The sequence below is a fragment of the Rhizobium sp. BK212 genome, assembly GCF_014197475.1.
GTDB classification, from domain to species: Bacteria; Pseudomonadota; Alphaproteobacteria; order Rhizobiales; family Rhizobiaceae; genus Rhizobium; species Rhizobium anhuiense.
On record NZ_JACIFS010000008.1, the window covers coordinates 166,394 to 191,971 of the forward strand.

24 protein-coding genes are annotated in these 25,578 nt (G+C 61.7%); 9 read left to right on the plus strand and 15 right to left on the minus strand.

Annotated features, from left to right (window positions below):
- Positions 1-310: 310 nt before the first annotated feature.
- Positions 311-2,299 (plus strand): phospholipase D-like domain-containing protein, encoded by a 1,989-nt coding sequence (locus tag FHT79_RS23775; RefSeq protein WP_183904250.1) that lies wholly within the window; start codon positions 311-313, stop codon positions 2,297-2,299.
- Positions 2,300-2,338: 39 nt separating this feature from the next.
- Here the strand turns inward: FHT79_RS23775 and FHT79_RS23780 are convergent, their stop codons facing one another.
- The 4 genes from FHT79_RS23780 to FHT79_RS23795 all read right to left on the minus strand — a co-directional run bounded on the left by FHT79_RS23780 (position 2,339) and on the right by FHT79_RS23795 (position 5,482).
- On the minus strand, positions 2,339-3,262 hold the full coding sequence (locus FHT79_RS23780) for a pirin family protein (RefSeq protein WP_047613896.1): 924 nt from the start codon (positions 3,260-3,262) through the stop codon (positions 2,339-2,341).
- A 176-nt stretch (positions 3,263-3,438) separates the two neighbouring features.
- Positions 3,439-4,206 (minus strand): SDR family oxidoreductase, encoded by a 768-nt coding sequence (locus FHT79_RS23785; RefSeq protein WP_097595268.1) that lies wholly within the window; start codon positions 4,204-4,206, stop codon positions 3,439-3,441.
- Positions 4,207-4,292: 86 nt separating this feature from the next.
- Positions 4,293-4,544: an exodeoxyribonuclease VII small subunit gene (locus FHT79_RS23790; RefSeq protein ID WP_047613900.1), complete on the minus strand. Its 252-nt coding sequence runs from the start codon at positions 4,542-4,544 to the stop codon at positions 4,293-4,295.
- Positions 4,545-4,546: 2 nt separating this feature from the next.
- Entirely contained in the window at positions 4,547-5,482 is a 936-nt protein-coding gene (locus FHT79_RS23795; RefSeq protein ID WP_183904251.1) for a histone deacetylase family protein, read from the minus strand.
- A 243-nt stretch (positions 5,483-5,725) separates the two neighbouring features.
- Between FHT79_RS23795 and FHT79_RS23800 the strand changes: the two genes are divergently transcribed.
- A complete protein-coding gene (locus tag FHT79_RS23800; RefSeq protein WP_047615391.1) occupies positions 5,726-6,127 on the plus strand; it encodes a thioesterase in 402 nt (133 codons plus the stop codon).
- A 50-nt stretch (positions 6,128-6,177) separates the two neighbouring features.
- Here FHT79_RS23800 and FHT79_RS23805 read toward each other — a convergent pair whose 3' ends face one another.
- On the minus strand, positions 6,178-6,828 hold the full coding sequence (locus FHT79_RS23805; protein WP_047614433.1) for a GntR family transcriptional regulator: 651 nt from the start codon (positions 6,826-6,828) through the stop codon (positions 6,178-6,180).
- Positions 6,829-7,003: 175 nt separating this feature from the next.
- On the opposite strand from FHT79_RS23805, the gene FHT79_RS23810 reads away from it, so the two are divergent.
- The 3 genes from FHT79_RS23810 (at position 7,004) to FHT79_RS23820 (ending at position 11,448) form a co-directional block, all read left to right on the plus strand.
- Positions 7,004-8,392: a malonyl-CoA decarboxylase gene (locus tag FHT79_RS23810; RefSeq protein WP_183904252.1), complete on the plus strand. Its 1,389-nt coding sequence runs from the start codon at positions 7,004-7,006 to the stop codon at positions 8,390-8,392.
- Complete coding sequence (locus FHT79_RS23815; RefSeq protein WP_183904253.1) at positions 8,389-9,903, plus strand: malonyl-CoA synthase; 1,515 nt, start codon at positions 8,389-8,391, stop codon at positions 9,901-9,903. The genes FHT79_RS23810 and FHT79_RS23815 overlap by 4 nt, the downstream gene beginning before the upstream one ends.
- 198 nt (positions 9,904-10,101) lie before the next feature.
- Entirely contained in the window at positions 10,102-11,448 is a 1,347-nt protein-coding gene (locus FHT79_RS23820; protein ID WP_097542837.1) for an SLC13 family permease, read from the plus strand.
- 66 nt (positions 11,449-11,514) lie between these two features.
- Here the strand turns inward: FHT79_RS23820 and FHT79_RS23825 are convergent, their stop codons facing one another.
- Genes FHT79_RS23825 through FHT79_RS23835 form a run of 3 tightly spaced genes read right to left on the minus strand, consistent with a single transcriptional unit; the run spans position 11,515 to position 15,195 of the window.
- Positions 11,515-12,783 carry a glycerate kinase gene (locus tag FHT79_RS23825; RefSeq protein WP_183904254.1) on the minus strand — a complete coding sequence of 423 codons (1,269 nt, stop codon included), beginning with the start codon at positions 12,781-12,783 and terminating at the stop codon, positions 11,515-11,517.
- A gap of 11 nt (positions 12,784-12,794) precedes the next feature.
- A complete protein-coding gene (locus FHT79_RS23830) occupies positions 12,795-13,868 on the minus strand; it encodes a tartrate dehydrogenase (protein WP_047613913.1) in 1,074 nt (357 codons plus the stop codon).
- A 28-nt stretch (positions 13,869-13,896) separates the two neighbouring features.
- Positions 13,897-15,195 carry an MFS transporter gene (locus FHT79_RS23835; RefSeq protein ID WP_183904255.1) on the minus strand — a complete coding sequence of 433 codons (1,299 nt, stop codon included), beginning with the start codon at positions 15,193-15,195 and terminating at the stop codon, positions 13,897-13,899.
- A gap of 139 nt (positions 15,196-15,334) precedes the next feature.
- On the opposite strand from FHT79_RS23835, the gene FHT79_RS23840 reads away from it, so the two are divergent.
- Positions 15,335-16,249 carry a LysR family transcriptional regulator gene (locus FHT79_RS23840; protein ID WP_183904256.1) on the plus strand — a complete coding sequence of 305 codons (915 nt, stop codon included), beginning with the start codon at positions 15,335-15,337 and terminating at the stop codon, positions 16,247-16,249.
- A gap of 663 nt (positions 16,250-16,912) precedes the next feature.
- The gene (locus FHT79_RS23845; protein WP_183904257.1) at positions 16,913-18,058 is read left to right on the plus strand and encodes an acyltransferase; all 1,146 of its coding nucleotides are present in this window, start codon (positions 16,913-16,915) and stop codon (positions 18,056-18,058) included.
- Positions 18,059-18,087: 29 nt separating this feature from the next.
- Here the strand turns inward: FHT79_RS23845 and FHT79_RS23850 are convergent, their stop codons facing one another.
- The 6 genes from FHT79_RS23850 to FHT79_RS23875 all read right to left on the minus strand — a co-directional run bounded on the left by FHT79_RS23850 (position 18,088) and on the right by FHT79_RS23875 (position 22,663).
- On the minus strand, positions 18,088-19,227 hold the full coding sequence (locus FHT79_RS23850) for a PAS domain-containing sensor histidine kinase (protein ID WP_183904258.1): 1,140 nt from the start codon (positions 19,225-19,227) through the stop codon (positions 18,088-18,090).
- Positions 19,227-20,015 (minus strand): alpha/beta hydrolase, encoded by a 789-nt coding sequence (locus FHT79_RS23855; protein WP_063476460.1) that lies wholly within the window; start codon positions 20,013-20,015, stop codon positions 19,227-19,229. Before FHT79_RS23855 ends, FHT79_RS23850 begins: the two co-directional genes overlap by 1 nt.
- 87 nt (positions 20,016-20,102) lie before the next feature.
- Positions 20,103-20,639, minus strand: a complete 537-nt coding sequence (locus tag FHT79_RS23860) for a GXWXG domain-containing protein (protein ID WP_183904259.1) — start codon at positions 20,637-20,639, stop codon at positions 20,103-20,105.
- 153 nt (positions 20,640-20,792) lie between these two features.
- Positions 20,793-21,356, minus strand: coding sequence for a biotin transporter BioY (locus FHT79_RS23865; RefSeq protein WP_047614436.1), 564 nt, complete (start codon positions 21,354-21,356; stop codon positions 20,793-20,795).
- A gap of 24 nt (positions 21,357-21,380) precedes the next feature.
- Positions 21,381-21,989, minus strand: a complete 609-nt coding sequence (locus FHT79_RS23870; protein ID WP_183904260.1) for an energy-coupling factor transporter transmembrane protein EcfT — start codon at positions 21,987-21,989, stop codon at positions 21,381-21,383.
- Positions 21,989-22,663 (minus strand): ABC transporter ATP-binding protein, encoded by a 675-nt coding sequence (locus FHT79_RS23875; RefSeq protein ID WP_063476692.1) that lies wholly within the window; start codon positions 22,661-22,663, stop codon positions 21,989-21,991. Before FHT79_RS23875 ends, FHT79_RS23870 begins: the two co-directional genes overlap by 1 nt.
- A 272-nt stretch (positions 22,664-22,935) precedes the next feature.
- Between FHT79_RS23875 and FHT79_RS32420 the strand changes: the two genes are divergently transcribed.
- Both FHT79_RS32420 and FHT79_RS23880 read left to right on the plus strand, forming a co-directional pair.
- The gene (locus FHT79_RS32420; RefSeq protein WP_281414616.1) at positions 22,936-23,061 is read left to right on the plus strand and encodes a hypothetical protein; all 126 of its coding nucleotides are present in this window, start codon (positions 22,936-22,938) and stop codon (positions 23,059-23,061) included.
- Positions 23,062-23,113: 52 nt separating this feature from the next.
- Positions 23,114-24,304, plus strand: coding sequence for a winged helix-turn-helix domain-containing protein (locus FHT79_RS23880; RefSeq protein ID WP_183904261.1), 1,191 nt, complete (start codon positions 23,114-23,116; stop codon positions 24,302-24,304).
- Between the two features lie 170 nt (positions 24,305-24,474).
- Here FHT79_RS23880 and ribB read toward each other — a convergent pair whose 3' ends face one another.
- On the minus strand, positions 24,475-25,578 hold the full coding sequence (ribB, locus tag FHT79_RS23885; protein WP_029867871.1) for a 3,4-dihydroxy-2-butanone-4-phosphate synthase: 1,104 nt from the start codon (positions 25,576-25,578) through the stop codon (positions 24,475-24,477).

Here is a 25,578-nt window from a genome sequence, read left to right on the forward strand (position 1 = left end):
CGCTCTTTCTTGCTTTTCCTTGTTCCGCTTTATTCGATTAGATTGCGGCAAAACAAGTGCATTTCAGGAACCGAAGGTTTTCACCCTAGAGCATGACGCTGAAAAGTGTGAGCAGTTTTGCACGATATCACGCTCTATTTCTGTGGTTAATCGAAGCCGGGTCGGCGAAATCGCCATGAGGTGGGGAAGCCCGATCTTCGCCGGGGCGTGTGCCGCTTCTCCCTGCTGTCGCGGTGGCAACCGAAGGAGAGGCGCTTGAGTATGACACGGAATGGTAGCAAAGTCGCCGCACTGGCTGGGGGGACGGGGCATGGGAACGATTGTTGCGGCGCACGCCTATGTGAATAACGAGGTCGCCTATGTGGCCTGGGACATAGACGCCAGGATCGATGGATGTCTCGGGTTTGAAGTCGTCCGCGTCTATCTCGACGAGCAGGGTAAGGTCGCGAAAAGACCCGACGGTGCGGATGACCGCGTAACCTGTGCCGCGTGGGTCGCCTTCAAGGGTCAGCGCAATCCTCACTGGCTGCCGCAAACGACGTCGCTCTGGCCGGTGCAGAAGCTGTCCTGGCGCGATCTCACGCTGCGCAAGCGGCGCAACGAAATGAGACGGCGGCCGGACGAGGTCCACCTGCGCTACGAAATCCGTCCGCTCGGCGACTTAAAACCGGGCATGCAGGCGGCATCGGATCCGACGCCGCAGCTCGTCGAAATCAACAAGCGGGACGGAAACGGCAGGCCGATCAAGAAGGCTGACGGCAGCTATGAGAAGATCGCGGTCAAGGCCTATGAGGGCCCGCCGCGGCCGCTCGGTTATCTCGGGCCGGCTGTCGCCAGCAATCCCGTCCATGTGACGCGCAAGCGTGGCGCCTTCGAGTCCACCTTTACCAACGGCATTCTCGCCGCGCAGTGGCTGAGAAACGTCCTGCTGGAGGACGGCGTGAAGCAGCCGAACGAGCTGATCGAGATGATTTCCAACCCGTCGAACGGCATCCGTAAATATCTTGCCGGCGATGTAATTCCGATGCTCAAGGGCTTCATCAATGCGCCCGGCCGCTTCCTTGTCGCCCTCTACGAACTGGAGGACGAGGAACTGCTGGAGCTGCTGCTTGCCAACAAGGACAAGTTGCGCATCATCCTCGCCAACACCGGAAAGGTCGGCGACGCCTGGGATGTGCGCAATGCGCATGCACGCCAGGCGCTGGTCGATGCCGGCGTCGAGATTCACCACCGGATGTTCAACAATTCGAGCCAGATCGGCCACAACAAATTCGTCGTGCATATTCCGTCCGATGGCGCTGCGCGCAGCGTCTTCACCGGCAGCACCAACTGGACGGCGACCGGGCTTGCCGGCCAGTCCAACAACGCGTTGATCGTTCGCAACGATGCGGTTGCCGCCGCCTATGTCACCTATTGGGAGCGGATGCTGGAAGACAATGCGACGCTGGAAGCGCCCATCGAATTTGATGACGGCATGCCCGACAACCAGCAGAGCAAGAAGTTCCGACGCTTCAATGAGACGCCTTCTCTTGTCCCGATCGGCGATGAGGCCTTGGGGCCTTCGGTCGAAACGTGGTTTTCACCCAACATGCAGAGCCGCAGAAAGGGCAAGGCAACGCCGCCCGATCTTCGCGAAGTCTACCGGCTGATGCGCCGTGCCGAACATGCGGTGCTGTTTCTGGCCTTCTATCCCGGTCAGTCGGGCAGGGATTGCATTGTCGGCGAGGCGATCGATATCGGCCTGAAGGACCAAAAGCTGATCGTCACCGGCGCGGTTTCCAGCGCCCAGGCCATGCCCAACTACGTCGCCGGCAAGAAGAACGATCCCGACGATGAGGACGACGATGTCGACGCCGTCTCGCCCCACACATTCGAGGAGGCCAATGTCTCGATCGTCCGGGCGTCGCGCATCGACGACCGCCAGCTGTTGGCGGATTTCGGTGCGGAGGAACTGACGGCCAAGAAGGTGGGCGCCATCATCCACGACAAGGTGCTGGTGATCGATCCCCTGTCGGAGGATTGCGTCGTCGTGCTCGGCAGCCACAATCTCGGCTTCAAGGCCTCTTACGGCAATGACGAAAACATGCTGATCGTCAAAGGCGACCGTGCGCTTGCCGAGGCCTATGCGGTGCATATTCTCGATGTCTATGACCACTATCGGTTCCGCGCCGTCGAGGCCGAGTTGAAGCGCCAGGGCAAGAAGGGCTGGTCGGGCTTTCTCAATGTCGACGACAGTTGGCAGGACGGCTACGTCAACCGCACGAAGGGTGCGCTGACGCGATATTTCGCCAAGGGTTGAAGGTCCGGAGAGGTCGACAGCCGCGCTCCGCTGCTGCCGTCAGCCCTCCGGCAAAGGCACGAATTCCTCTTCGTCGCCGGGCACGATGTCGAAGCGGCCGGAGCGCCATTCCTCCTTGGCCTTTTCGATCCGCTCCTTCGAAGACGACACGAAATTCCACCAGATATAACGTTTCGAATTCAGGCTGGCACCGCCGAAGAGCATCAGGTGACAGCCATCGCGGCCGGCTTCCAGCGTGATTGCATCGCCCGGCCGGAAGACCAGCAGCTGGTCGGCGGCAAAACGGTCGCCCGATATGACGACTTCGCCCGAGAGCACGTAGACGGCGCGCTCTTCATGGGCCGCGCCGAAGGGAAATTTGGCGCCGGGCTGCAGGTCGAGATCGACATAGAGCGTGTCGGAGAAAACGCCGACCGGCGATGTCATGCCTTCGAACGAGCCGATGACCACACGCCCGCGCACGCCTGTTGTCTCGATCAGCGGCATCTCGGTCTTTTCCGTATGGGCGAAGGAGGGATCGATCTCCTCCTTGTCGTCGGGCAGCGCCAGCCAGGTCTGCAACCCCGACATCAGCAGCGGATGGCCGCGCAGATTGTCGGGCGTGCGCTCGGAATGCACGATGCCGCGGCCTGCCGTCATCAGGTTGATATCGCCGGGGCGGATGACCTTTTCGGTGCCGAGGCTGTCGCGATGGCGGATCTCGCCGTCGAAGAGATAGGTGACAGTGGACAGGCCGATATGCGGGTGCGGCTTGACGTCGAGCGCCTCATCCGGCTTCAGGATCGCCGGACCCATGCGGTCGAAGAAGATGAACGGGCCGACCAGCCGCCGCTGTCTCGTTGGCAGCGCGCGGCGCACCTGAAACCCGCCGATATCGCTGGTGCGCGGGATGATCAGGTTCTCGATTGCGTCGCAGGCGAAGGCATCGCCGGGCAGGGGATCTTTACCGGGAAAGAAGGACATCAGGGATCTCCGATCGCAAAGGCTTCAGGCACAGATAGTGCCTGGAGCGCCGCACGTCCAATCGGACGCGCTAAGGACGCTCCAGCACCTGAAAGCGCGCCGCGCGTCCAATCCGACGCGCTAAGGACGCTCCAGACGTGAAAGTGCGCCGCGCGTCCAATCGGACGCTGCATGGCTCAGATCGCCGTGAAGCCGTTATCGACGAAGAGATGCGCGCCGTTGACGAAGCTCGACTCGTCGCTGGCGAGATAAAGGGCGGCGCGCGCCACATCCTCCGGCTCGCCGATCCGTCCCTGCTGGGCGGCAATGGCGGCGTCGGAAACATCGACGCCGAGCGCCTGCAGGTCGGCCACCTCGCGCAGGCCGTGCGGCGTGCGGATGAAGCCGGGGCAGACGGCGTTGCAGCGGATGTTGCGATCGCGGAATTCCACGGCGATGGCGCGGGCAAACATATGCACCGCCCCTTTGGTCGTGTCGTAGAGCACTTCCATCGGCGTGGCGGCGACCGCCGAGATCGACGAGGTGCAGACGATCGATCCGCCGCCGCTTTCAATCATCTTCGGCAGCACCGCCTTGGTCATCAGGAACATCGAGCGCACATTGACGGCGTGCAGCCAGTCCCATTCCTCGACGGTCGTTTCCAGGAAAGGTTTGATGACGATCGTGCCGGCATGGTTGAAGAGCACGGTGACGGCGCCATAACGCGCCTCGACACCGGCGACGGCGGCATTGACGGCGGCTTCGTCGGAAACGTCAGCCGTCCAGCATTCGGCCTCGCCGCCGGCATCACGGATCGCTTTGACGGTCTCGGCGGCTGCATCGCCATTGCGGTCGATGATCGCAACGCGCGCGCCTTCGGCTGCAAAAAGCTTCGAGGCGGCACCGCCCATGCCGGTCGCGCCGCCCGAGATAATGGCGACCTTGCCCTTCAATCTGTCCGACATTTTTCCGTCCCCTCATCGTTTGCAAGGGGATCATAGATCGGTCTGAAGCCGATCGCCAAGCGCCTTCAAGAGAGTTCCGGTACGCCTCAGGCGCCGTCGAGCGGCTCGACGGCCTGCGGCTTGCCGGCGCGGTCGAGCCGGATCTTCTCGATGCGGTTTTCCGCTGCCGAAAGCAGGGTCTCGCAATGTTTCTTCAGCGCTTCGCCGCGCTCATAGATCTCGATGGATTCGTCCAGCGCCACATCGCCGCGTTCCAGCCGGGCGACGATGCTTTCGAGTTCGGCAACCGCCTTTTCGAAGGAAAGGCCTGATACCTCGGGCTTGGCGCTGTCAGTCATTCTCAACCCTTCATCATTCTCAGAATATGCATGCCCGCCGATTCGGCGAGTCCCTCCAGATCATAACCGCCTTCGAGCAGGCTGACGACCCGGTTCTTGGCGTGCCGGTCGGCCATTTCGAGCACGCGCCCGGTCGCCCAGTCGAAATCCTCGCCGGTCAGGTTGATCTGCGCCAGGGGATCGCGGTGATGGGCGTCGAAGCCGGCGGAGATGATGATCAGATCCGGCCGGAAATCGTCAAGAGCCGGCAGCACGCGCGATTTGAACGCCTCGCGGAAATGATCGCTGCCGACATTCGGCGAAAGCGGCGCATTGACGATGGTATTGTGCTTGCCCTTCTCGTCCTTGGCGCCGGTGCCGGGATAGAGCGGCATCTGATGCGTCGAGCAGAACAGCACCGAGGCATCGTCCCAGAAGATATCCTGCGTGCCGTTGCCGTGGTGCACGTCCCAGTCGACGATCGCGACGCGCTCGGCGCCATGCATCTTCTGCGCATGCCGGGCGGCGATCGCCGCATTGTTGAAGAAGCAGAAGCCCATCGCCGTCATCTTCTCGGCATGGTGCCCCGGCGGGCGGGCGGCGACGAAGACATTGTCAGCCCGGCCGGTAAAGACGTCGTCGACTGCGGCCATCGCCCCGCCGATGCCGGTCAGCGCCGCCTGCAGGCTCTTTGGGCTAGCATAAGTATCGGCTTCGATCTGGTTGATCTCATCCTCTTCCTCGGGGATCTCCCGCATCACGGCGATCAGATGTTCTTCGGGATGGGCCAGCAGCACCGCATCCTCGCTCGCCTGCGGCGCCTGCCGGCGCTCCAGCCGCTCGAAATTCGGATGTTCCAGCGCGACATTGATGGCGCGGATCCTGTCCGATCGCTCCGGATGGCCGGCGGGGGTCACGTGTTCCAGGAAGATCGGGTGTTCATAAAGACGGGTGCTCATGGAGACACTCTATCGGTCGCTTATGTCATGTGCCACAGCAGATGGGGCATCGCCCGACGATTTCAACAAGCACCGTTGCCGCGCCGTCCGACCGTCCGCTGTATCATTGCGGCATTGCGGCGGTTACCTCGGAGGCGCTGTAACACTTTGAACTGTTGTATAATTTCATCCCTAAACCGGTTTCAGTTTAAGAAATTATGCAGTACTGTCGTCGACGGGGAATTTTGTAAGGCAGTTGCGTTGATGAGTCAGTCGAAACGTCCTGATGTGACGGACATACGCGTGCCGTTTCGCGATGTCGATATGAACGGCCGAATGTTTCTGGCCTCCTATATTTCCTATGCCGAATCCGTACTTGCAAGCTTCTGGTCGTCGCGGCCCGATGTCGATGACGAACCGGTCTATAGCCCCAGCAAAGTTTCCTGCATGCTCCACCGCCCACTGCACTACGACGAGCCGGTCACCTTCACCACCACCGTCGACAAGATCGGCATGCATTCCATCGGCTTCCTCGTTTCGATCGACACCGGGGAGGAGCGTGCCGCCGAGGTCGAGATCATCTGGCAGGCCCGCACCCGCGAGGACCAGTCGCCGGCCTCGCTGCCGGAGGAAACGCGCGACTGGCTTTATCGGTTTTTGGATTAGGGTGCCGTGGGGACGGCGGGATACGCTTCCGTTTTCAAGCTGGAGTCCAATCACCTGGCCGCCATGCTTGCGACCAGATCGCTGAACCTCTCTCCCTGAATGCCGACATGCGTCCGCAGCAGGCGGCGGGCTTCGTCGCCGTCTCCGGCAAAGATCGCCTCGACGATGGCGCAATGTTCGGAGAAGGAGGTCGACAGGCGGTTGCGCACGCGCAGCTGGAGGCGGCGGTAGGGCCGCAGGCGGCGGTGCAATTGCAGGCATTGCTCCTCGAGGAACTCGCTGCGGCCGGCTGCGTAGATGGCCTTATGGAATTCCTCATTGTCGTAATAATAGGCGTCGCTGTCACCGGCCGCGGCCGATTGTTCGCAGCGGCTGTGGGTGGCGGTGATCGCTTCCCGGGAGGCCTTGTCCAGCCGTCGGGCGGCGAGCGACCCGGCCAGGCCCTCCAGCTCGGCCATCACCTCGAACATTTCATAGACGCGGTGCGGCCCCGGATCGATGACAATGGCGCCTCTGCGCGGCCGGATTTCGATGAGGCCGATCGCATCGAGCTGCATCAGCGCCTCGCGCACCGGTGTGCGGGAAACCCCGAAACGCGTCGCAAGCACCATTTCGTCGAGCCGCTCACCGGGGGAGAACTCGTTGGAAAGAATTGAATTTTCAATTTCATCCCGAAGCCATCGGCCGACATTTTCGGACATACGTTTCACTTCCATCATACATAAACACGATTCTTGTATACACGATTGTTGACCTCGTGTACGAAGAGTGGCATTCTACATACTACCGGTGAAACCCGACGATGGGAAGCAGCCGTCAAAACGATCCGTGCACCCGCGGCCGGCAGAAGAAACCAGCGGAAGAGAGGAGAATGGCATGTCTGAGGCTTCCTTCTTCACCGACATGCTGCAGAGCATCACCGATCGCGGACGCCAGCTTCTGTTTTCCGGCGCGCGCGCCACGCAGGCCGCAGCCAAGGCCGATCTCCAGGCGCTCTGTGAAATGCTGCTGTCGAGCCGGGGCGAAGCCTCGGGCATGGCGCTAGCCGCCGAGATTCTCGATCGCTGGGAGGCGCTCGACAGTGAGGGCGCGCAGGCATTTCTCGATATGCTGCATGAAAAGTTCGGGCCCGACACGGTGAGGCTCGACCAGGCGATTGAAAACTACCGCACCGACAAAAGCTCTGCCGCAATCATTGCCCTCCACCAGGCAGCCGAGCCGCGTCGACAGGAGCTTCTGCGCCGATTGAACCATGCCCCGAACGGCACGGCCAAGCTCGTCCGGATGCGCCAGCAGCTGCTTGCGTCCAAAGACCAATCCGAAGGTTATCACGCGCTTGACGCCGACTTCACCCATCTGTTCGGCTCCTGGTTCAATCGCGGTTTCCTGACGCTGCGTCCGATCGACTGGACGACGCCGGCTTACATCCTTGAAAAGATCATCAAATACGAGGCCGTGCATGAGATCGCCGGCTGGGAGGAACTGCGCCGCCGTCTGGCGCCGGCCGACCGTCGATGCTTTGCCTTCTTCCACCCCCGGCTGGCCGACGAGCCGCTGGTGTTCGTCGAGGTGGCGCTGACACGATCGGTGCCGAGCGCGATCGGCGATGTGCTCGTCGAGGGCAGGGAACAGATCAATGCTGACGAGGCGACGACGGCCGTCTTCTATTCGATCTCCAACTGCCAGGACGGCTTGCGCGGCATCTCGTTCGGCAACTTCCTGATCAAGCAGGTCGTGGAAGACCTGCGCAGAGATCTGCCCGGCCTGAAGAATTTCGTCACGCTGTCGCCGGTGCCGGGCTTTGCCCGTTGGCTCGCCAAGGCGCGCCCGGAAACGCTAACGGCGCTCGACGACCCGAAATGGCCGGACAACGAGAAGACGGCGGCCGAAGTGGAGCGCGTGCTGCTGCCGCTTGCGGCGCGCTATTTCCTGACCGAACGGACGCCGGAGGGCCGCCCCGTCGATCCCGTCGCCCGCTTCCATCTCGGCAACGGCGCTCGACTGGAAAGACTGAATTTTCTCGGAGACCGCTCGGCCAAGGCGATGCAGCAGGCCCACGGCCTGATGGTCAACTATCTCTACAAGCTCGACGACATCGTGGCCAACCACGAGGCCTTAGCGCAGCGCGGCGAGGTGATTGCCTCGCTTGCCGTCAAAAGCCTGCTCAGCCAGACCGACGAAAGCCGCCGCAGCGGCAATGGCCAGCAAGGCTCCCGGCCATTCGCACAGATAATGAACACCACGCTTGGAGGAGGGCGAAAGTGAGCAACCATCTTTTCGACGCCATGCGGGCGGCTGCGCCCGGTGACGCACCGTTCATCCGGATCGATGACACCCGCACATGGACCTATGACGACGCCTTCGCTCTTTCCGGCCGGCTTGCCGGCGCGATGGATACGCTCGGCATTCGCCCGGGCGACCGGGTGGCGGTGCAAGTCGAAAAAAGCGCCGAGGCATTGATCCTCTATCTCGCCTGCCTTCGAACCGGCGCGGTCTACCTGCCGCTCAACACCGCCTATACGCTGGCCGAGCTCGATTACTTCATTGGCGATGCGGAGCCGCGTCTGGTGGTCGTGGCGCCGGCTGCCCGGGAAGGCGTGGCGGCGATCGCCAAGTCCCACGGCGCGATCGTCGAAACGCTCGATGCCGATGGCCGCGGCTCGTTGCTGGATCTCGCCCGCGATGAGCCGGCCGACTTTGTCGATGCCTCGCGCACTGCTGACGATCTGGCGGCGATCCTCTACACTTCGGGAACGACGGGCCGTTCCAAGGGGGCGATGCTCACCCATGGGAACCTGCTCTCGAACGCCCTGACCTTGCGGGACTATTGGCGCGTCACATCAGACGACCGGCTGATCCACGCCTTGCCGATCTTCCACACCCATGGGCTGTTCGTCGCCACGAATGTCACGCTGCTCGCCGGCGCCTCGATGTTCCTGCTGTCGAAATTCGACGCCGACGAGGTCGTTTCGCTGATGCCTGAGGCAACGATGCTGATGGGCGTGCCGACCTTTTACGTGCGCCTCCTGCAGAGCCCGCGCCTCGACAAGCAGGCGGTCGCCAACATCCGCCTGTTCATCTCCGGTTCGGCGCCACTGCTTGCCGAAACCCATACCGAGTTCCAGGCCCGCACCGGTCACGCCATTCTCGAGCGCTACGGCATGACCGAAACCAACATGAACACGTCGAACCCCTATGAGGGGAAACGCATTGCCGGAACGGTCGGCTTCCCGCTGCCTGACGTGACGGTGCGCGTCACCGATCCCGCCACCGGGCTCGAGCTGCCGCCTGATGAAACCGGCATGATCGAGATCAAGGGGCCGAACGTCTTCAAGGGCTATTGGCGTATGCCGGAAAAGACCGCGGCCGAATTCACATCAGACGGTTTCTTCATCAGCGGCGATCTCGGCAAGATCGACCGGGACGGCTATATCCACATCGTCGGCCGCGGCAAGGACCTGGTGATTTCGGGCGGATACAACATCTACCCGAAGGAGGTCGAGGGTGAGATCGACCAGATCGAGGGTGTGGTCGAGAGCGCTGTCATCGGCGTGCCGCATCCCGATTTCGGAGAAGGTGTCACTGCCGTCGTCGTGCGCAAACCCGGCGCCGTGCTCGATGAAAAGACCATCGTCAGCGCCCTTCAGGACCGTCTCGCCCGCTATAAACAACCCAAGCGCATCATCTTCGCCGAGGACCTGCCGCGCAACACGATGGGCAAGGTTCAGAAGAACATCCTGCGGCAGCAATACGCCGATCTTTATACAAGGACCTAGAGCAATTCCAGGAAAAGTGTGAAGCGGTTTTCCGCCGGGAATTGCGTAAAAACAAAAACTTAGAGCGGTTCTGCGTTTCCATGAAAAGCTGAACCGCTCTAAGGCGGCCGCGCCCTCTGGGAGGAGGGTGCGTCGGCATCCCGCATCGATCTTGAACACAACAGCTACGGCGCTGGAGGCGTCGGAGGGAGGGGAATCATGGGTATTGAATTACTGGCCATAGGCCTGCTGGTCGCCATGTTCATCATTGCGACGATCCAGCCGATCAACATGGGTGCGCTCGCCTTTGCCGGCGCCTTCGTGCTCGGCTCGATGATCCTCGGCATGAAAACCAACGATATATTTGCCGGTTTTCCGAGCGATCTGTTCCTGACGCTCGTCGCCGTCACCTACCTCTTCGCCATAGCGCAGATCAACGGCACGATCGACTGGCTCGTCGAATGCGCCGTGCGCCTGGTGCGCGGGCGGATCGGCTTGATTCCCTGGGTGATGTTCCTGGTTGCCGCCGTCATTACCGGTTTCGGGGCTCTTGGGCCGGCTGCGGTCGCCATTCTCGCACCCGTCGCCTTGAGCTTTGCCGTGCAGTACCGCATTCACCCGGTCATGATGGGCCTGATGGTGATCCATGGCGCGCAGGCGGGCGGCTTTTCGCCGATCAGCATCTATGGCGGCATCACCAATCAGATTGTCGCCAAGGCCGGCCTGCCTTTCGCGCCGACCTCGTTGTTTCTCTCCAGCTTCTTCTTCAACCTGGCGATCGCGGTGCTGGTCTTCTTCATTTTCGGCGGCGCAAAGGTGATGAAGCAGGACGCCGCATCGCTTGGCCCCTTGCCCGAACTCCATCCCGAGGGCGTGTCGGCGTCGATCAGAGGTCACGGCGGCACGCCGGCAAAACCGATCAGGGAACATGCCTATGGGACGGCGGCCGATACCGCGACGACGCTGCGCCTCAACAATGAGAGAATTACCACCTTGATCGGCCTGACGGCGCTCGGCATCGGCGCCCTGGTCTTCAAGTTCAACGTCGGCCTCGTCGCCATGACCGTGGCGGTCGCCCTGGCGCTGTTGTCGCCGAAGACCCAGAAGGCGGCGATCGACAAGGTCAGCTGGTCGACCGTGCTGCTGATTGCCGGCATCATCACCTATGTCGGCGTCATGGAGAAGGCCGGGACGGTCGATTACGTGGCGAACGGCATATCCAGTCTCGGCATGCCGCTGCTGGTGGCGCTGCTGCTTTGCTTTACCGGTGCTATCGTCTCGGCCTTCGCCTCCTCGACCGCGCTGCTCGGCGCGATCATCCCCCTCGCCGTTCCCTTCCTCCTGCAAGGGCATGTCAGCGCCATCGGCGTGGTCGCGGCGATCGCCATCTCGACGACGATCGTCGATACCAGCCCATTCTCGACCAATGGCGCCCTTGTCGTCGCCAATGCGCCGGACGACCAGCGGGAACAGGTGCTGCGGCAGTTGCTGATCTACAGCGCGCTGATCGCCATCATCGGCCCGATCGTCGCCTGGCTGGTGTTCGTCGTGCCCGGGCTGGTGTGACGGCGCATGTCGGCAGACGCGCTTGCCGGCCTGACGGTCGCCCACTCCTCAGGCTTGATCACCGTGTCAGACGATGAGTATGGCGCGGATATCGTTGACATTGGTCAGGGTCGGCCCGGTTTTGACGAGATCACCGATCTCGTCAAAGAAGGAATAGCTGTCGTGCGAAGCGAGATGAGCCCGGGCATCGAGTCCCTTCTTGAGGCCGCGCTCCAACGTGTCGGGAGTGACCACTGCACCCGCCGCATCTTCGGTGCCGTCGATGCCGTCGGTATCGCCGGCAATCGCCCATATTCCGGCATGTCCCTTGAGGGTCACCGCAAGTCCGAGGAGGAATTCGGTGTTGCGGCCACCGCGGCCCGCGGCTTCGCGGCCGATCGACACCGTCCCTTCGCCGCCCGACAAAAGAACGGCAGGTCCGCGAACGGGAAGCCCCTTGATCTTTGCCGATAGGGCGATGCCCGCCATGACAGTGCCGAGCTCGCGCGCCTCTCCCTCGATGGCATCGCCGAGGACAAGTGGTTGCAGGCCTGCGCTGGCGGCCGCTTTCGCTGCGCTCTCCAGGGCGAGCGAAGGGGCGGCGATGATGCGGACATCGCTCTCGAGATCGGCGGGCTTCGGTGTCTCGTCACCGCTGTCGAGGACGGCGCGTGCCGTATCGGGCAGGACGATCCTGTAGCGGGATAGGATGCCGCGAACCTCGTCGATCGTGCTTTGATCGGCGATCGTCGGGCCGGATGCGATGGATGCGGGATCATCGCCCGGCACATCGGAGATAACAAGGGTAACGACTTTCGCGGGCCGGGCGGCCAGGCCGAGACGGCCTCCCTTGATCCGCGAGAGGTGTTTGCGAACGGCGTTCATCTCGGTGATCGTCGCGCCGCTCGCCAGAAGCGCACGATTGACGCTCTGCTTGTCCGCCAAACTCATGCCGCCCGCCGGAGCGACCAGAAGCGCCGACCCGCCGCCCGAGATGAGAGCAATCACCAGATCGTCCGGTGTCAATCCGTGAACGGCCTGCAATAGATCAGCAGCCGCCGTTTGGCTCATCGCATCCGGAACGGGGTGCGATGCCTCGATGATAGGGATACGACCGGCAGGCACCGCGTGACCATAGCGTGTGACAACGACGCCGGAGACATCGACATCCGGCCAGGCGCTGTCGAGAGCGGCGGCCATGGCCGCCGACGCTTTTCCGGCGCCGACGACGATGCATCGGCCTCTCGGCTTGTCCGGGAGGTTCTTAAGAATCGCCCGCTGCGGATTGGCGCTTTCGACCGCTGCGTCAAAGATCTGATGCAGCACTGCCCGTGCTTTCTGATCGCTCCAGACCATCGGCGGATCGTTCAGACGTTCGATGCGTGGATCGCATCGACGACCGCGTCGGTGACTTCCTTGGTGTTGGCCGTCCCCCCGACATCAGGCGTCAATATGCCTGCCCCCGTCACCCGTTCGACGGCCCGCATCAGGCGTGCGGATGCATCTGTTTCACCCAGATGGTCGAGCATCTGCGCCGCTGTCCAGAAGGTCGCCACCGGGTTTGCGATGCCCTTGCCGGTGATGTCGAAAGCAGAACCATGGATCGGCTCGAACATCGACGGGAAGCGGCGTTCCGGATCGATGTTGGCGGTCGGCGCGACGCCGAGGCTGCCCGCGAGCGCGCCGGCGAGGTCCGAGAGGATATCGGCATGGAGATTGGTGGCGACGATGGTGTCGAGGCTCCTGGGATTGAGGGTCATCCGCACGGTCATGGCGTCGACGAGCATCTTGTCCCAGGTGACATCGGGGAATTCCGTGGCCACTTCGGCCGCGATTTCATCCCACATCACCATGCCGTGCCGCTGGGCATTGGACTTGGTGACCACGGTCAGGAACTTGCGCGGCCGGGACTGGGCGAGCTTGAAGGCATAGCGCATGATGCGGGTGACGCCGACACGGGTGAAGATGGCGACCTCAGTGCCGACCTCTTCCGGCAGCCCCCTGTGGGCACGGCCGCCATGGCCGGAATATTCGCCTTCGGAGTTTTCGCGGACGATAACCCAGTCCAGATCGCCCGGGCCGCAATTGCGCAGCGGCGGCGTGATCCCGGGCAAAATCTTCGTCGGGCGAACATTCGCATACTGGTCGAAGCCCTGGCAGATCGGCAGCCGCAAACCCCAGAGCGTGATGTGGTCGGGAACATCCGGCGCGCCGACGGCGCCGAAATAGATGGCGTCGAACTTCTTTAGTTGCTTCAAGCCATCGGCCGGCATCATGACGCCGTGTTTTTTGTAGTAGTCGGATCCCCAGTCGAAATTTTCGACGTTGAACTTGATCCCGCCCTCGCGCTTCTCGATGGCAGCCAGGACACGTGTGCCGGCCGCGATGACTTCAGGACCGATGCCGTCGGCGGGGATGGTGGCGATTGCATATTCACGCATGGGTATTCTCCGATCGTGTCAGGGGTGATCAGTGTTGACTGGCGGCGCGGCTATCCGCCGCCTTGGGGCCGGACCGCGCCAGGACGAGTGTGAGGATTGCCGAGATCACCAGGAGCCCGGCGACGAAATAGAGGCCACCGGCGAAACTCCCGGTCGTGTCCTTGATCCATCCGATCATCGACGGACCGACGAAGCCGCCGAGATTGCCGATGGAGTTGATGGTGGCGATGCCGGCCGCCGCAGCCGGGCCGGACAGGAACAGGGTCGGCATGCTCCAGAGCGGCGGCTTCGAGCAGCTGATGCCGATGTTGACGAGGGTGAGAGCGATCAGGACCGTGTATACGCTGGTCGCACCGGTTGCGAAGGCCAGTCCTGCGGCCGCCAGCAGGCAGGCGCCGACGACGTGCCATGTCCGTTCGCCCGTCCTGTCGGAATGACGCGCCCAAAGAACCATGGCAACCACGGCGAAAATGCCGGGAACGGCATTGATGAAGCCGACCTCGAACGCCGACAGTCCGAACTGTTTGATGATCTGCGGAGCCCAGATGCCCAAGGTGTAAAGCCCGGCAGAGGTGCCGAAATAAACCAGGGCGAGGGCAAAGACGCGGATGTCGGCCAGTCCTGCCAGAATGCTGTGGCTGGCCTGGCTTTTGCCCGCCTGTTCGGCATTCATTGTTTTGACGAGCCAGCTGCGCTCTTCGTCGGTCAGCCATTTCGCCTTTTCCGGGCGATCGGTGAGATAGAAGAGGACGATGACACCCAGGATGATGGCTGGGGCTGCTTCGATCAGGAACATCCACTGCCAGCCGGCAAGGCCGAGAAGACCGTGCATTTCCATCAGCGCACCGGAGACCGGCGACCCCAGGACCGTGGAGAGCGGTGCTGCGGCCATGAAGATCGCGGTCACCGCGGCGCGGCGGCGGGCCGGGAACCAGAAGCTGAGATAGAGGATGATGCCGGGGAAAAAGCCCGCTTCGGCGACGCCGAGAAGAAAGCGCAGGATGTAGAAACTGGTGGTCCCCTGCACGAACGCCATGAGGCCGGAGACGATCCCCCAGCTGATCATCACCCGGGCGATCCAGATGCGGGCGCCGACCTTGTTGAGAATGAGGTTCGAGGGAACCTCGAAGAGGAAATAACCGACGAAGAAGATGCCCGCACCGATGCCGAAGACGGTGGACGAGAAGCCGAGGTCCTCATTCATCGTCAGGGCGGCAAAGCCGATATTCACGCGGTCGAGGAACGCGATGAAATACAGCAGCATGATGAACGGTACGATGCGGAATGTGATTTTGCGCAAGACACGCGTTTCCAAGTCGTGAGTCACGACGGTCTCCTCCCGGAATGGATGATAACAGAGCGCACCTCCTGCGCTTGTGAACATCTATGACCACCGCCGGCTTGATCCTCAAGCGACACAAGAATATATAAAAATTTGATATAATCGAATTCCGGAGTAGACGTTCGTGGACCTGAACCAGCTTCGATGTTTCGTGTCGGTGGCCGATGAGCTTCATTTCGGGCGGGCCGCTCAAAAGCTCGGCCTCATGCCGGCGTCGCTGTCGCGGCACATACGCCTGCTTGAGGAATCCCTTGGGACGCGGCTGATGGCGCGAACGACGCGCAGCGTATCGCTGACGGAAGACGGCCTCGTCCTCCTGGAAGGCGCGCGGGAGATCCTGGCCAAGACCGAAGCTCTTCAGCAACGGTTCCACACGTCCCGCCAGGCAAGAGCGGATGTTCTGCGGATCGGGGCGATCGATAGCGCTGCAGCAGGGCTCGTACCGATGTTGCTGCACGATTTCCGGCAGCAGTGCCCCGAGGTCTCGACGCAGTTGTTGGAAGACAAGACAATCAGGCTGATCCCCAAACTCCTGTCGGGCTCATTGGATTTGGCATTCATCCGCGCCCCCGATATCGTCGACCCCAAGCTGAAGACGATGTTTCTTTTCCATGAGACCGCGGTCGTCGCCATGTCCGAGAACCATCGGCTGGCGTCGAGAGCCAGCGTGAGAATCGAAGACCTCGCCGACGAACCGTTGATCGTCCCGGAGCGTCGGTCGCGCCCGCATAGCCACGACCTGACGATGAAGCTGTTCATCGAGGCGGGACTGCAGGCACGGGTGGCCCAGCTTGCGGAAGAAAAGCAGACGATCGTCAACCTCGTGGCCGCGCAGATCGGGCTGGCGATCGTACCCCAATGGACATCCCGGCTCGCCGTCAGCGGCGTCCGTTACATCGCTCTGGACATGGAGGGGAGGGCTGCCATGAACAAGCTTCCCCTCTCGGTCGCGTGGTTGAAGGGCGTCCGTGATCCCGGACGAGACCGCATTCTGACCATGCTTCAAGACAAGCTTGCCCATTATGCCGAGCTTGCCTGACACTCGAATTCGATTGCCCCGCATCACAATGTTCTTTCCTCGAAGAGCGACGGCTTGAAGGGGAACCAGCCCGAAACGCTCTGCGCTGCAATTTAGGCAGCGCAGAGTTTTGACGTGATCCTGAATGTCATGAAAGTTTCATATTCAGGCTATTTCCAGCAGTGGGAAAGTAATCTACTATTTTAGTCAGGAAACGAGATTTCCTGAAACAACGAAAGGATACTGATTGGAGACATTTCTTGTGGCTACCGGAATCGTTGGAGGCTTCGCACTGATCTTTGCGCTGATCGCAAGGGCAGAAAGAGCCACCCAGGCCACCGCAAACACCAAGCGCAGGTGGGGCAATTCGGAAGGCTCCGGCGATGGAGGGGGAGGCTGGTTCGACGCCTCAGGCGACGGCGGCTGTGATGGCGGGGGAGATGGTGGAGGAGGAGACTAAATCAAACTGAAATCGATAGAATGCCCGACCGCCTCAAGGCGGTTTTTTGTTGCCCGGATTCCGGCCGTGACGGCAATAGACCGGAACGGAGACAGGGCTGCTGACGCTATCCCCCGGCAAGTGGCCATACTGAGCCACGATTATAATTCCCACGCCAAATGCGAGTATATTGCACCAATGCCCAAGTCCAGGTAGTAGTTGGCCAGGGTTTGGGGGGAATCGCTATGGTAAAATTTCAAGCCGGCAGTCCGTATATTTACGGTGTCGACGCACTACGATTTGTGTGCGCATTGATGGTGACGGTATTTCATCTTGGATTTGCTTCCTGGGCTTCGCCCTTATATCTGAGACCCTACAAAATGCCTCTGATTGAGAATGTCGCCCAACCCGGATGGGTCGGCGTCGAATTGTTCTTCGTCATATCGGGGCTCGTCATCGTCAACTCTGCCGCTGCAGCCACTCCGATGTCATTTCTCAAGGGACGAATTCTGCGGTTGTATCCGGCGGTATGGATTTGCGCATCACTGACGCTGATTGTCATCGCCACGCAAGATGTGAACAGACGTGTCATCAAGAACTACCTCAGATCGATCACTCTCTATCCCGGCGGCCCATGGATCGATGGTCAATATTGGACCCTGGCATGTGAGATCTGCTTCTACGCCCTGGTCTTCATCCTCTGCGCGACCGGTCTAAAGGTGAGGATGCCTGCCCTGGCGCTCGGCCTGTCGCTGGCCAGCACCGTTTTCGTTGCCCTGTTAAACGCCTTTCCCGATTCAGACAGTCTGGCCATATTCACGGAGACGGCCTGGCGGGCCATCCCGTTTTATTATGGCTGCCAATTTGCCATCGGCATCTACATCTACATATGGCTTTTGTCTCAAACTCGGATGAGCCGAATTTCCTGGGTGGGTTTTGCCTGCGCCTTGGTGACTGGGGCTGCCCAGATATATATGGCGGGCGAAAATACCAGCGACCGCACTCTCGCCGCAGCCGGTCATTCCTTCTCGCCGCTTCCCGCAATCGCAATCTGGGTGGCGGGGCTGATATCGATCGTCGCCGGCGTGACTTATGCCAGGCAGATCAGTCGTCTGCCGACCGGCTTCCTGCAATCGGTCAAAACCCTCGGCGCGATGACCTACCCGCTTTATCTTCTGCATTTCGCGATCGGCGTTCAACTTCTCGACTGGCTGACCGGTCTGGGGATGACACCGCTGCTGGCGCTGGCTTTGTCCGTTGCAATCATCTGTGCAATGTCGCTGGCTGTGTGCAAATGGGGAGAGCCTCCCATCCGCAGCATTTTACGATCGGTCTTCGACAGGCTTGGGCAGCGCGGTGCTGGTTTGCAGGCGAAAGAGTCTCGGGTGTAGCTGAGCCGAGGAGCCGCACGCCAGCTTGGTCAATCCAACGGCATCACAAAGGTGAAGCGTGTCTCCTCGTCATCGGAACTTACCATGATCGTCCCGCGATGGGCGCGGGCGATTTCCGAGGCGATGTGCAGACCGAGCCCCAATCCTCTTTGACTTGTCCCGGCTTCGCCTTTGAAGAAAGGTTGAAAGAGCCCTGTCATCGCATCGCTGGAAATCGGGGCGCCGCCATTGGCGATCCAAAGCTCCAGCCTTTGCTCGTCATTTGCCGCAGAAAACCGCACCGGTTCATCCGGCGTTCCATGGGTCAGGGCATTTCCCAGAAGATTGGAGACCAGCTGACCGATCCGGCCGCTGTCGCAATTTATCGGTCCGTCGAATTCGATGCTTACCTCGATTGCGCGGTCGGGATGGCTGGAGCGGAGTTCATCGATGACCTGCCGCAAGATCGGCTCGAGATCCTCCACTTGCCTCTTGAGCGTGATGCCGCCGCCCAATTGTCCCCGCGCGAAGTCGAGCACGTTGTCGATCAGGCCGGACATGCGGATGACGCTGCCCTGCATCAAATCGAGAATTTTCGTGGCGCGATCGGTCTGCTCTTCCTTTCGCAGCATGCGCGCCGCGGCCGCAATCGAGGCAAGCGGGTTGCGCAGGTCATGGCCGAGGATGGCGATGAACTGTTCCCGCAGCTCGGCGGTTTCCTGTTCGAGCTCGAGCTGGGATTTGACCATGGCACTGGCCGCGTCCGCGGCGGCGCGCGCGTCGACCAGTTCCCGTTCATACCGGCGACGCTCGGCGGCCTGAAACATCGTCACACGGGTGAAAAGCAAGGCGCCGTCTTCGGCACGCCTTTCCATTGCATTGGCGAGCACGGGCAGCTTTCTGCCATCTGATGTCACAAGATCGAGGGCAACCTCGTTGAAAAACCCCTGCATGCGCAGCAAGGGCGCAAAATGGGTTTCGTAGAATATCCGGCCCGGCATGTTGAGCAGATCATGGAGCCGTTTGCCGAGAAGCTGATCGACAGGGATGCCGATCCAGGCCGAAAGCGTCCGGTTCACCTTGACGATGCGCCCGTCCGGCTGCAGCGAAAGATAGCCGCAGGGTGCGTTTTCGTAGAGGTCCTCGAGGTCCTCGGTCGGCGGGGAGCCTTGCGTGCCGGCGCCGGTCATCAGACGAACCGCCGGATTGCCGATATGACCTCGCCGGGAGCGCTGAGGTTGGGGCAGTGGCCACTGGCGTTCAGCACGACCAATTGACTATCGGGGATCTGTTGATGGACGAATTCGCCGATCTCTTCGGAGGCGATGATATCGTCGCGGCATTGAAGGATCAGCGTTCTGGCGGTGACGCGCTGGAGGTCGCTGCGATTGTCCGACGTGAAGGTCACCCGTGCGAAGGCCTTGGCGATCTCGGGATCGGTGCGGCAGAAACTGTTTGTCAGCTCTTCGGCGAGTTCCGGTCGATCCGGATTGCCCATGATGACAGGCGCCATGGCGGCAGACCAGCCCATGTGATTGTCGTCCAACGACTGCAGGAGGTCGTCTATATCAGCCGCGCTGAAACCGCCGATATAGTCACCGTCGTTGATATAGCGCGGCGACGGCCCGACAAGGACCAGGCTTTCAAACAGGTCCGGCGCCTCAAGCGAGGCGATGACGCCGATCATCGCGCTGACGGAGTGCCCGACGAAGACCGTTTGCGTCAGGCCGAGCGCGCGGCAAATTTCCACGAGGTCATCGGCATAACCGGATAGGGAAGAATATTTTCCGGCATCATAAGCCGCAAGATCGGATCGTCCCGCGCCGACGTGATCGAACAGCACCGTCTTGAAGTCACCTTCGAAAGCCGGCGCCACGAAGCGCCACATGTTCTGGTCGCATCCGAATCCATGCGAAAAGATCATCGCACGCTGACCATCGCCGCGGATTTGAACATGATTTCGATCGATGACGGTCATTTCGTCCTCTTCCCTGCTTTCGTAGCATGTTCGGGCTGTTTTGGATTGAGGAAAGATTATCCAGCCGCCAGCCGTTTGCTGCACAGCTCAGTCCATCACTTTCCGGAGCTTGAAGAAGAACCGCCGGGAGTCGTCGCGCACGCACATCATTCCGGCAATCTCGTCATCGTCAATCCTCCGGAAGTAGTCCACGATCGGCTGTTTGTCGTAGATCATCGCAGCCGTTTCGATGCCGTCGAGGGCCTGAAGCCGCAACGAAGCGGTCGTGCCTCTCGCTCGAAGCATCTTCTGCAGGTATGAGAACCAGCTGCGGGCGACGAACGTCCGGCCAAAGGGCGCCAACTTGATCGCCAGCCTAACCGGTAAGAAACTTGGCTCGAGCGGCACGAGACGGCCCGGTCTCCACGTGAAGAGCAGGGCGTCCGCCCGCATGTCGGAATGGAAGCGCTTGCCAAACCAGTTGAGATTCTCGAGCACGCCGTCCAGTGGATGATCCGACGGAATACCGCGGCCGCTCCAAAGGCCGACCATCTCCTTCGGCTGGACAGGATCCAGCGAGCGGAACCAGGCAGCCATCTCCTCCTGCCGGTCGCCTCGCATGGGTTCTCCTTCAGGAACGTTCATTGCGGAAAAATCAAAGGAAGGTTTGGAAGTTCCCGTTCCTGCGGACCGGGCGGAGCGCCCGGTGAAGGCTTTCGCTTTTGGCCATCTGCGTCTTTAAGCCCAACGGCCCCCGAAGGGGCCGTCGGGTATTCGTAGACAATAACGGCTTGTGCGTCAGGCGCGCGACGGCAGCAGGGGATAACCGACCATGACGGCACGGCCAAGCAGGGCTGCGACGAAAGCCTTGATTACATCGCCGGGAATGAAGGCCATCGAGCCGACGAAGGCTTTCGTGAAGCCGAGGCCGGCGACGGTGGCGAGATAGGTGATGCCGAAGGCGTAGAGCACGACGATGCCGCCGGCCATGGCGGTGAGGAAGAAGCTCACCGTCTGCACCAGAGCGGATTGCTGATGGTTGACCAGCCGTTCGCTGAGATAGCCGGTGACGAAGGCGGCAAAGATCCAGCCGATCAGAAAGCCGGCCGTTGGTGACGCGAAGATCGCAAGCCCGCCGCGGCCGCCGGAAAGCACCGGCAGGCCGATGGCGACCAGCACCAGCACGATCAGCACGGCAATCGCCCCGCGCCGGGCTCCGAGCACGACGCCGGCCATCATGACGCCGAGGGATTGGGCGGTGATCGGCACCGGAATGAAGCCGAGCGAGATCGGCGGCAGCAGGCCGAGCGCCACGATGATCGCGGCAAAGAGGGCGGTAAGAACGAGGTCGCGAGTGCTCATCATGAATTCCGTGTTTATTAATCTTTAACTCACATGCCGCCGAATACCGCGCGCGTCAATCGCCGCGGCGATATTATCCGCATCCCTGAGCGTCAGGATGATCAGCGGCGCAAGCAGCGTTGTCGGCCGGATTTTCAGCCCGCGCGCCCTGTGCGCCTCGCAAATCGCCTGATAACGGCCGACGATCTCAGGCACGAAACGCAGCACCAGCCCCAGCGCCAGGCCGATATCGTCGGCCTGCACCCAGCCGGTGCGTTCGAGCGGGCGGGCAAGGGCGGTCACCTCGTCGATGAAGGCGGTGATCGACGTCGTCGCCGTCACCGTGGCGGCGAGCAGCATCAGTGCGGTCAGCCGCAGCAGGGGTACCAGCGCCTGCTGCCAGGGATTGAAGATCAGGTTGAAGAGCGCCACGACCGCAATCGTCAGGAAGATCGGCCGCAGCCGCCTGAGGGCATCGGCAAACGGCAGGCCGACCATGCCATAGAGAACCGCCGTCAGCAGCACGGAGATCGAAAGCAGGACGAGATTCCCGCTGATAAACAGCAGGACGCCGAAGGCCGTCAGCGACAACAGCTTCAGCCGCGGCGAAAGCCGGTGCATCACGCTGTTGCCCTCGACATAGAGCGATTGCATCAGGCGACGATCTCCCTGTAGCGAGCGATCGCCTCGGCAGCCGGCGCATCGGCGGCAAGCCGGCCCTCATGAAACAGCAGCACCCGCTCGAAATCGGCGATCAGGTCGAGATCATGGGTGATGACGATGGCGCTTTCCGAGAGCCCGGCGATGATCCTTTCGACCAGCGCCCGGTTCTTGAGATCGAGCTGGTTGGTGGGTTCATCGAGGATCAGAATGCCCGGCCCCGTCGCCAGCACCGAGCAGAGAGCGGCCACCTGCAGCTCGCCGCCGGAAAGCTCGTGCGCGCGGCGATCGGCCAGCGCCTCAGCGCCGAAGCGGGCCAGCACCGCCTGGACCTTCGCCTCGATCTCCGCCTTGGTGAAGCCGCGCCGCTTCAGCCCGAAGGCGATGTCGTCTTTGACGATCGGCAGGATGATCTGGTTCTGCGGCGATTGGAAGATGAAGCCGACATCGGCCACCGCAGATTTCTCATCGCCGGTGTCGCGGCCATTGACGGTGACGCGGCCGATCGACGGCTTGGTCAATCCGTTGATCAGCCGCGCGAACGTGGTCTTGCCCGAACCGTTCAGCCCGATGACGCCGATGCGTTTCCCACTGATGCCAAGCGTTAGCGGCTGCAGCGCCACCCGCGCCCCGAAACTGACCCCCGCACCTTCGAAACGAATATCCAAACCCATCCCTCGCATTTTTCGCCGGCGGAGATTGCCGATGCCGGCCCCTCATCCGCCTGCCGGCACCTCTGCCTGGGTCGAGCCACGTGTCTCGACCCGTCCTTCGGACCCCCGCTCGCGGGGAGAAGGGATATGCCGCGCCGGCTTCCTTTACCCTCGACATTGCGTTTGGCACGTCGCCTCGCCCCGTTTACGGGGAGAGGGTTAGGGTGAGGGGCAGCCGCAGCCATTGCGCCAACCTGACAGCAGTGCTTCTACACGGGGAATCGAGGATGATGAAAGCGCAAATCGCGATGTTGATATTGGCTCGATATCGGGTGGCCGGAGCAACTCCAGCAAAAGTGCGCAGCGGTTTTGCGTCCGGGATTGCGGAAAACAAAGCGAGCGCATTTCCGTGACTCGAAGAAAAACGGAATGCGCTAGGAAGATTTTCCGGATTATGATGCGGTCATGACGAATCTGCTTTCCAATTCCGACGCCCGCCGTGTCTTTCTTGCCAAGCAGGGCCTCAGCGCTCCGCCGAACCGCGCCTTGACCAAGGACGGCCTGCTGCAGCTCATCCATGAGCTGGGTTTCGTCCAGGTGGACAGCATCCAGACGGTGGAGCGGGCGCATCACCAGATCCTGTTTTCCCGCAACCAGACCTACAGGCGCGAGCATCTCACGGCACTGCTCGAAAAGGATGGCGCGCTGTTCGAGCACTGGACGCATGACGCTTCCATTCTGCCGAGCGCCTTCTTCGTCTATTGGAAACACAAGTTCCGTCATCAGGAGCAGGTCATCATCGAGCGCTGGCGCAAATGGCGCGGCGAGGGCTTCGAGGCGGCGTTCGCCGAGACCTATGAGCGCGTTGAGCGCGATGGCGCGATCCTCGCCCGCGAGATCAAGGCCGACGGTCACGTTTCCGGCGGCTGGTGGAACTGGCATCCGAACAAGACGGCGCTCGAATATTTCTGGCACACCGGCAAGTTCGCCATCGCCGGCCGCTCGAACTTCCAGAAGATCTACGATCTCACCGAGCGCGTCGTCCCGGCCGAGTTCCGCGAACCGGAGGTGAGCCGCGAGGAATTCGTCGACTGGGCCTGCCGCAGCGCGCTTGCCCGGCTCGGCTTTGCCACCCATGGCGAGATATCGGCCTTCTGGAACCTGGTCTCGCCCGATGAGGCCAAGGCCTGGGTCTCAGCCCATCGCGACGAACTGATCGAAGTGCTGATCGAACCGGCGCTCGGCGGCAAGGCGCGCCCGTCCTGGGCCTTTGCCGATTTCCTCTCGACCCTCGACGATTACCCCGGCGCGCCGCCACGTATCCGCGTGCTCAGCCCCTTCGACCCGATGATCCGCGACCGCAACCGCACCGAACGCCTGTTCGGCTTCTTCTACCGCATCGAGATTTTCGTGCCCGAGCCGAAGCGCGAATATGGCTACTACGTCTTCCCGCTGCTCGAAGGCGACAGGCTGATCGGACGCATCGACATGAAGGCGGATCGGAAAAAATCGACGCTCGACGTCAAACGGCTCTGGCTGGAACCGGCCGTGAAACCTTCGGCCGGGCGATTGGAGCGGCTGGAGGCGGAGTTGGATCGGGTTGCGCGGTTCGCCGGTGTGGAGAAGGTGGTGTTGCTCGACGGGTGGAGAGGGTAATCCCTTATCCCCTCGGGGAGAAGGTGGCGGCAGCCGGATGAGGGGGGCTTCATGGCACGCCGCTCAATATTGCCCTTCGCTCGCGCTCAGTGCACTCGCTCCTAACATCGCTCACCCCTCATCTGTCCTTCGGACATCTTCTCCCCGCTGGGGAGGAGAGGAGGAGCCGCTCAGCAGATCTCCGTCTTGCTGATCTTGATCCCGAAACCTTCCAGGCCGACATAGTGGCGCTCGCGGCTGGTGAGCAGCTTGATCGAGCTGACGCCGAGATCCTTGAGGATCTGGGCACCGAGGCCGATTTCCAGCCATTCGCTGTCGCGCGTCTGGGCTTCGGCATGGGCTTCGCGGCCCTGGTTGCGGGCCTTGCGGCCGTTGTCGTGGTGGCCGACGCCGACCGAGCCTTCGCGCAGATAGACGATGACGCCGCGGCCTTCCTCGGAAATCTTCCGCATGTAGAAATCGACCGGGCTGTTCTTGCCGAAGAGATCCTCGGCGACATTTTCCGGATGCAGGCGCACCGGGATGTCGACGCCGTCGCGGATGTCACCGAAGACGACGGCGAGATGCTGCATCGGATCCCAGGGCAGGGAATAGGTATGAGCCTTGGCCTTGCCGAACGGCGTGTCGACGTCGAAGCTGGTGCCGAGCTCGATCAGCGTTTCCTTGCGCTGGCGATAGGCGATGAGATCGGCGACGGAGACGAGTTTCAGCCCGTGCTGTTCGGCGAAGTCGACCACCTGCGGACCGCGCGTCACGGTGCCGTCATCGTTGACGAGTTCGGAGATGACGCCGATCGGCGGCAGACCGGCAAGCTTGCAGAGGTCGACAGCGGCTTCGGTATGGCCGGAGCGCATCAGTACGCCGCCTTCGCGCGACACCAGCGGGAAGATGTGGCCGGGGCGGACGAAATCGGCGGCGCCGACATTCGGATTGGCGAGGTTGCGCACCGTCAGCGTCCGGTCGTCGGCGGAGATGCCCGTCGTCGTGCCATGCTTGAAATCGACCGACACGGTGAAGGCCGTCGTATGGGCCGAATCGTTTTCCGCCACCATGGCGTTGAGGTTGAGGCGCTTGGCCTCTTCCTTCGGCATCGGGGCGCAGACGATGCCGGAGGTGTGGCGCACGATGAAGGCCATCTTCTCCGGCGTGGTATGGACGGCGGCGACGATCAGGTCGCCTTCGTTTTCGCGGTCATTGTCGTCCATGACGACGACGATCTCGCCGGCTTCGAAGGCCCTTATGGCGTCGACGACGCGCTTTTGGTCATAAGACAT

Coding starts and splice junctions, on each gene's coding strand:
- FHT79_RS23820 (WP_097542837.1), top strand. CDS start 10,102: ATGGGTATTGAATTACTGGCCATAGGCCTGCTGGTCGCCATGTTCATC.
- FHT79_RS23790 (WP_047613900.1), bottom strand. CDS start 4,544: ATGACTGACAGCGCCAAGCCCGAGGTATCAGGCCTTTCCTTCGAAAAG.
- ribB (WP_029867871.1), bottom strand. CDS start 25,578: ATGTCTTATGACCAAAAGCGCGTCGTCGACGCCATAAGGGCCTTCGAA.
- FHT79_RS23855 (WP_063476460.1), bottom strand. CDS start 20,015: ATGACCGTCATCGATCGAAATCATGTTCAAATCCGCGGCGATGGTCAG.
- FHT79_RS23870 (WP_183904260.1), bottom strand. CDS start 21,989: ATGCAATCGCTCTATGTCGAGGGCAACAGCGTGATGCACCGGCTTTCG.
- FHT79_RS23845 (WP_183904257.1), top strand. CDS start 16,913: ATGGTAAAATTTCAAGCCGGCAGTCCGTATATTTACGGTGTCGACGCA.
- FHT79_RS23880 (WP_183904261.1), top strand. CDS start 23,114: ATGACGAATCTGCTTTCCAATTCCGACGCCCGCCGTGTCTTTCTTGCC.
- FHT79_RS23850 (WP_183904258.1), bottom strand. CDS start 19,227: ATGACCGGCGCCGGCACGCAAGGCTCCCCGCCGACCGAGGACCTCGAG.
- FHT79_RS23810 (WP_183904252.1), top strand. CDS start 7,004: ATGTCTGAGGCTTCCTTCTTCACCGACATGCTGCAGAGCATCACCGAT.
- FHT79_RS23805 (WP_047614433.1), bottom strand. CDS start 6,828: ATGTCCGAAAATGTCGGCCGATGGCTTCGGGATGAAATTGAAAATTCA.
- FHT79_RS32420 (WP_281414616.1), top strand. CDS start 22,936: ATGATGAAAGCGCAAATCGCGATGTTGATATTGGCTCGATATCGGGTG.
- FHT79_RS23860 (WP_183904259.1), bottom strand. CDS start 20,639: ATGAACGTTCCTGAAGGAGAACCCATGCGAGGCGACCGGCAGGAGGAG.
- FHT79_RS23825 (WP_183904254.1), bottom strand. CDS start 12,783: ATGGTCTGGAGCGATCAGAAAGCACGGGCAGTGCTGCATCAGATCTTT.
- FHT79_RS23785 (WP_097595268.1), bottom strand. CDS start 4,206: ATGTCGGACAGATTGAAGGGCAAGGTCGCCATTATCTCGGGCGGCGCG.
- FHT79_RS23800 (WP_047615391.1), top strand. CDS start 5,726: ATGAGTCAGTCGAAACGTCCTGATGTGACGGACATACGCGTGCCGTTT.
- FHT79_RS23775 (WP_183904250.1), top strand. CDS start 311: ATGGGAACGATTGTTGCGGCGCACGCCTATGTGAATAACGAGGTCGCC.
- FHT79_RS23780 (WP_047613896.1), bottom strand. CDS start 3,262: ATGTCCTTCTTTCCCGGTAAAGATCCCCTGCCCGGCGATGCCTTCGCC.
- FHT79_RS23795 (WP_183904251.1), bottom strand. CDS start 5,482: ATGAGCACCCGTCTTTATGAACACCCGATCTTCCTGGAACACGTGACC.
- FHT79_RS23830 (WP_047613913.1), bottom strand. CDS start 13,868: ATGCGTGAATATGCAATCGCCACCATCCCCGCCGACGGCATCGGTCCT.
- FHT79_RS23865 (WP_047614436.1), bottom strand. CDS start 21,356: ATGAGCACTCGCGACCTCGTTCTTACCGCCCTCTTTGCCGCGATCATC.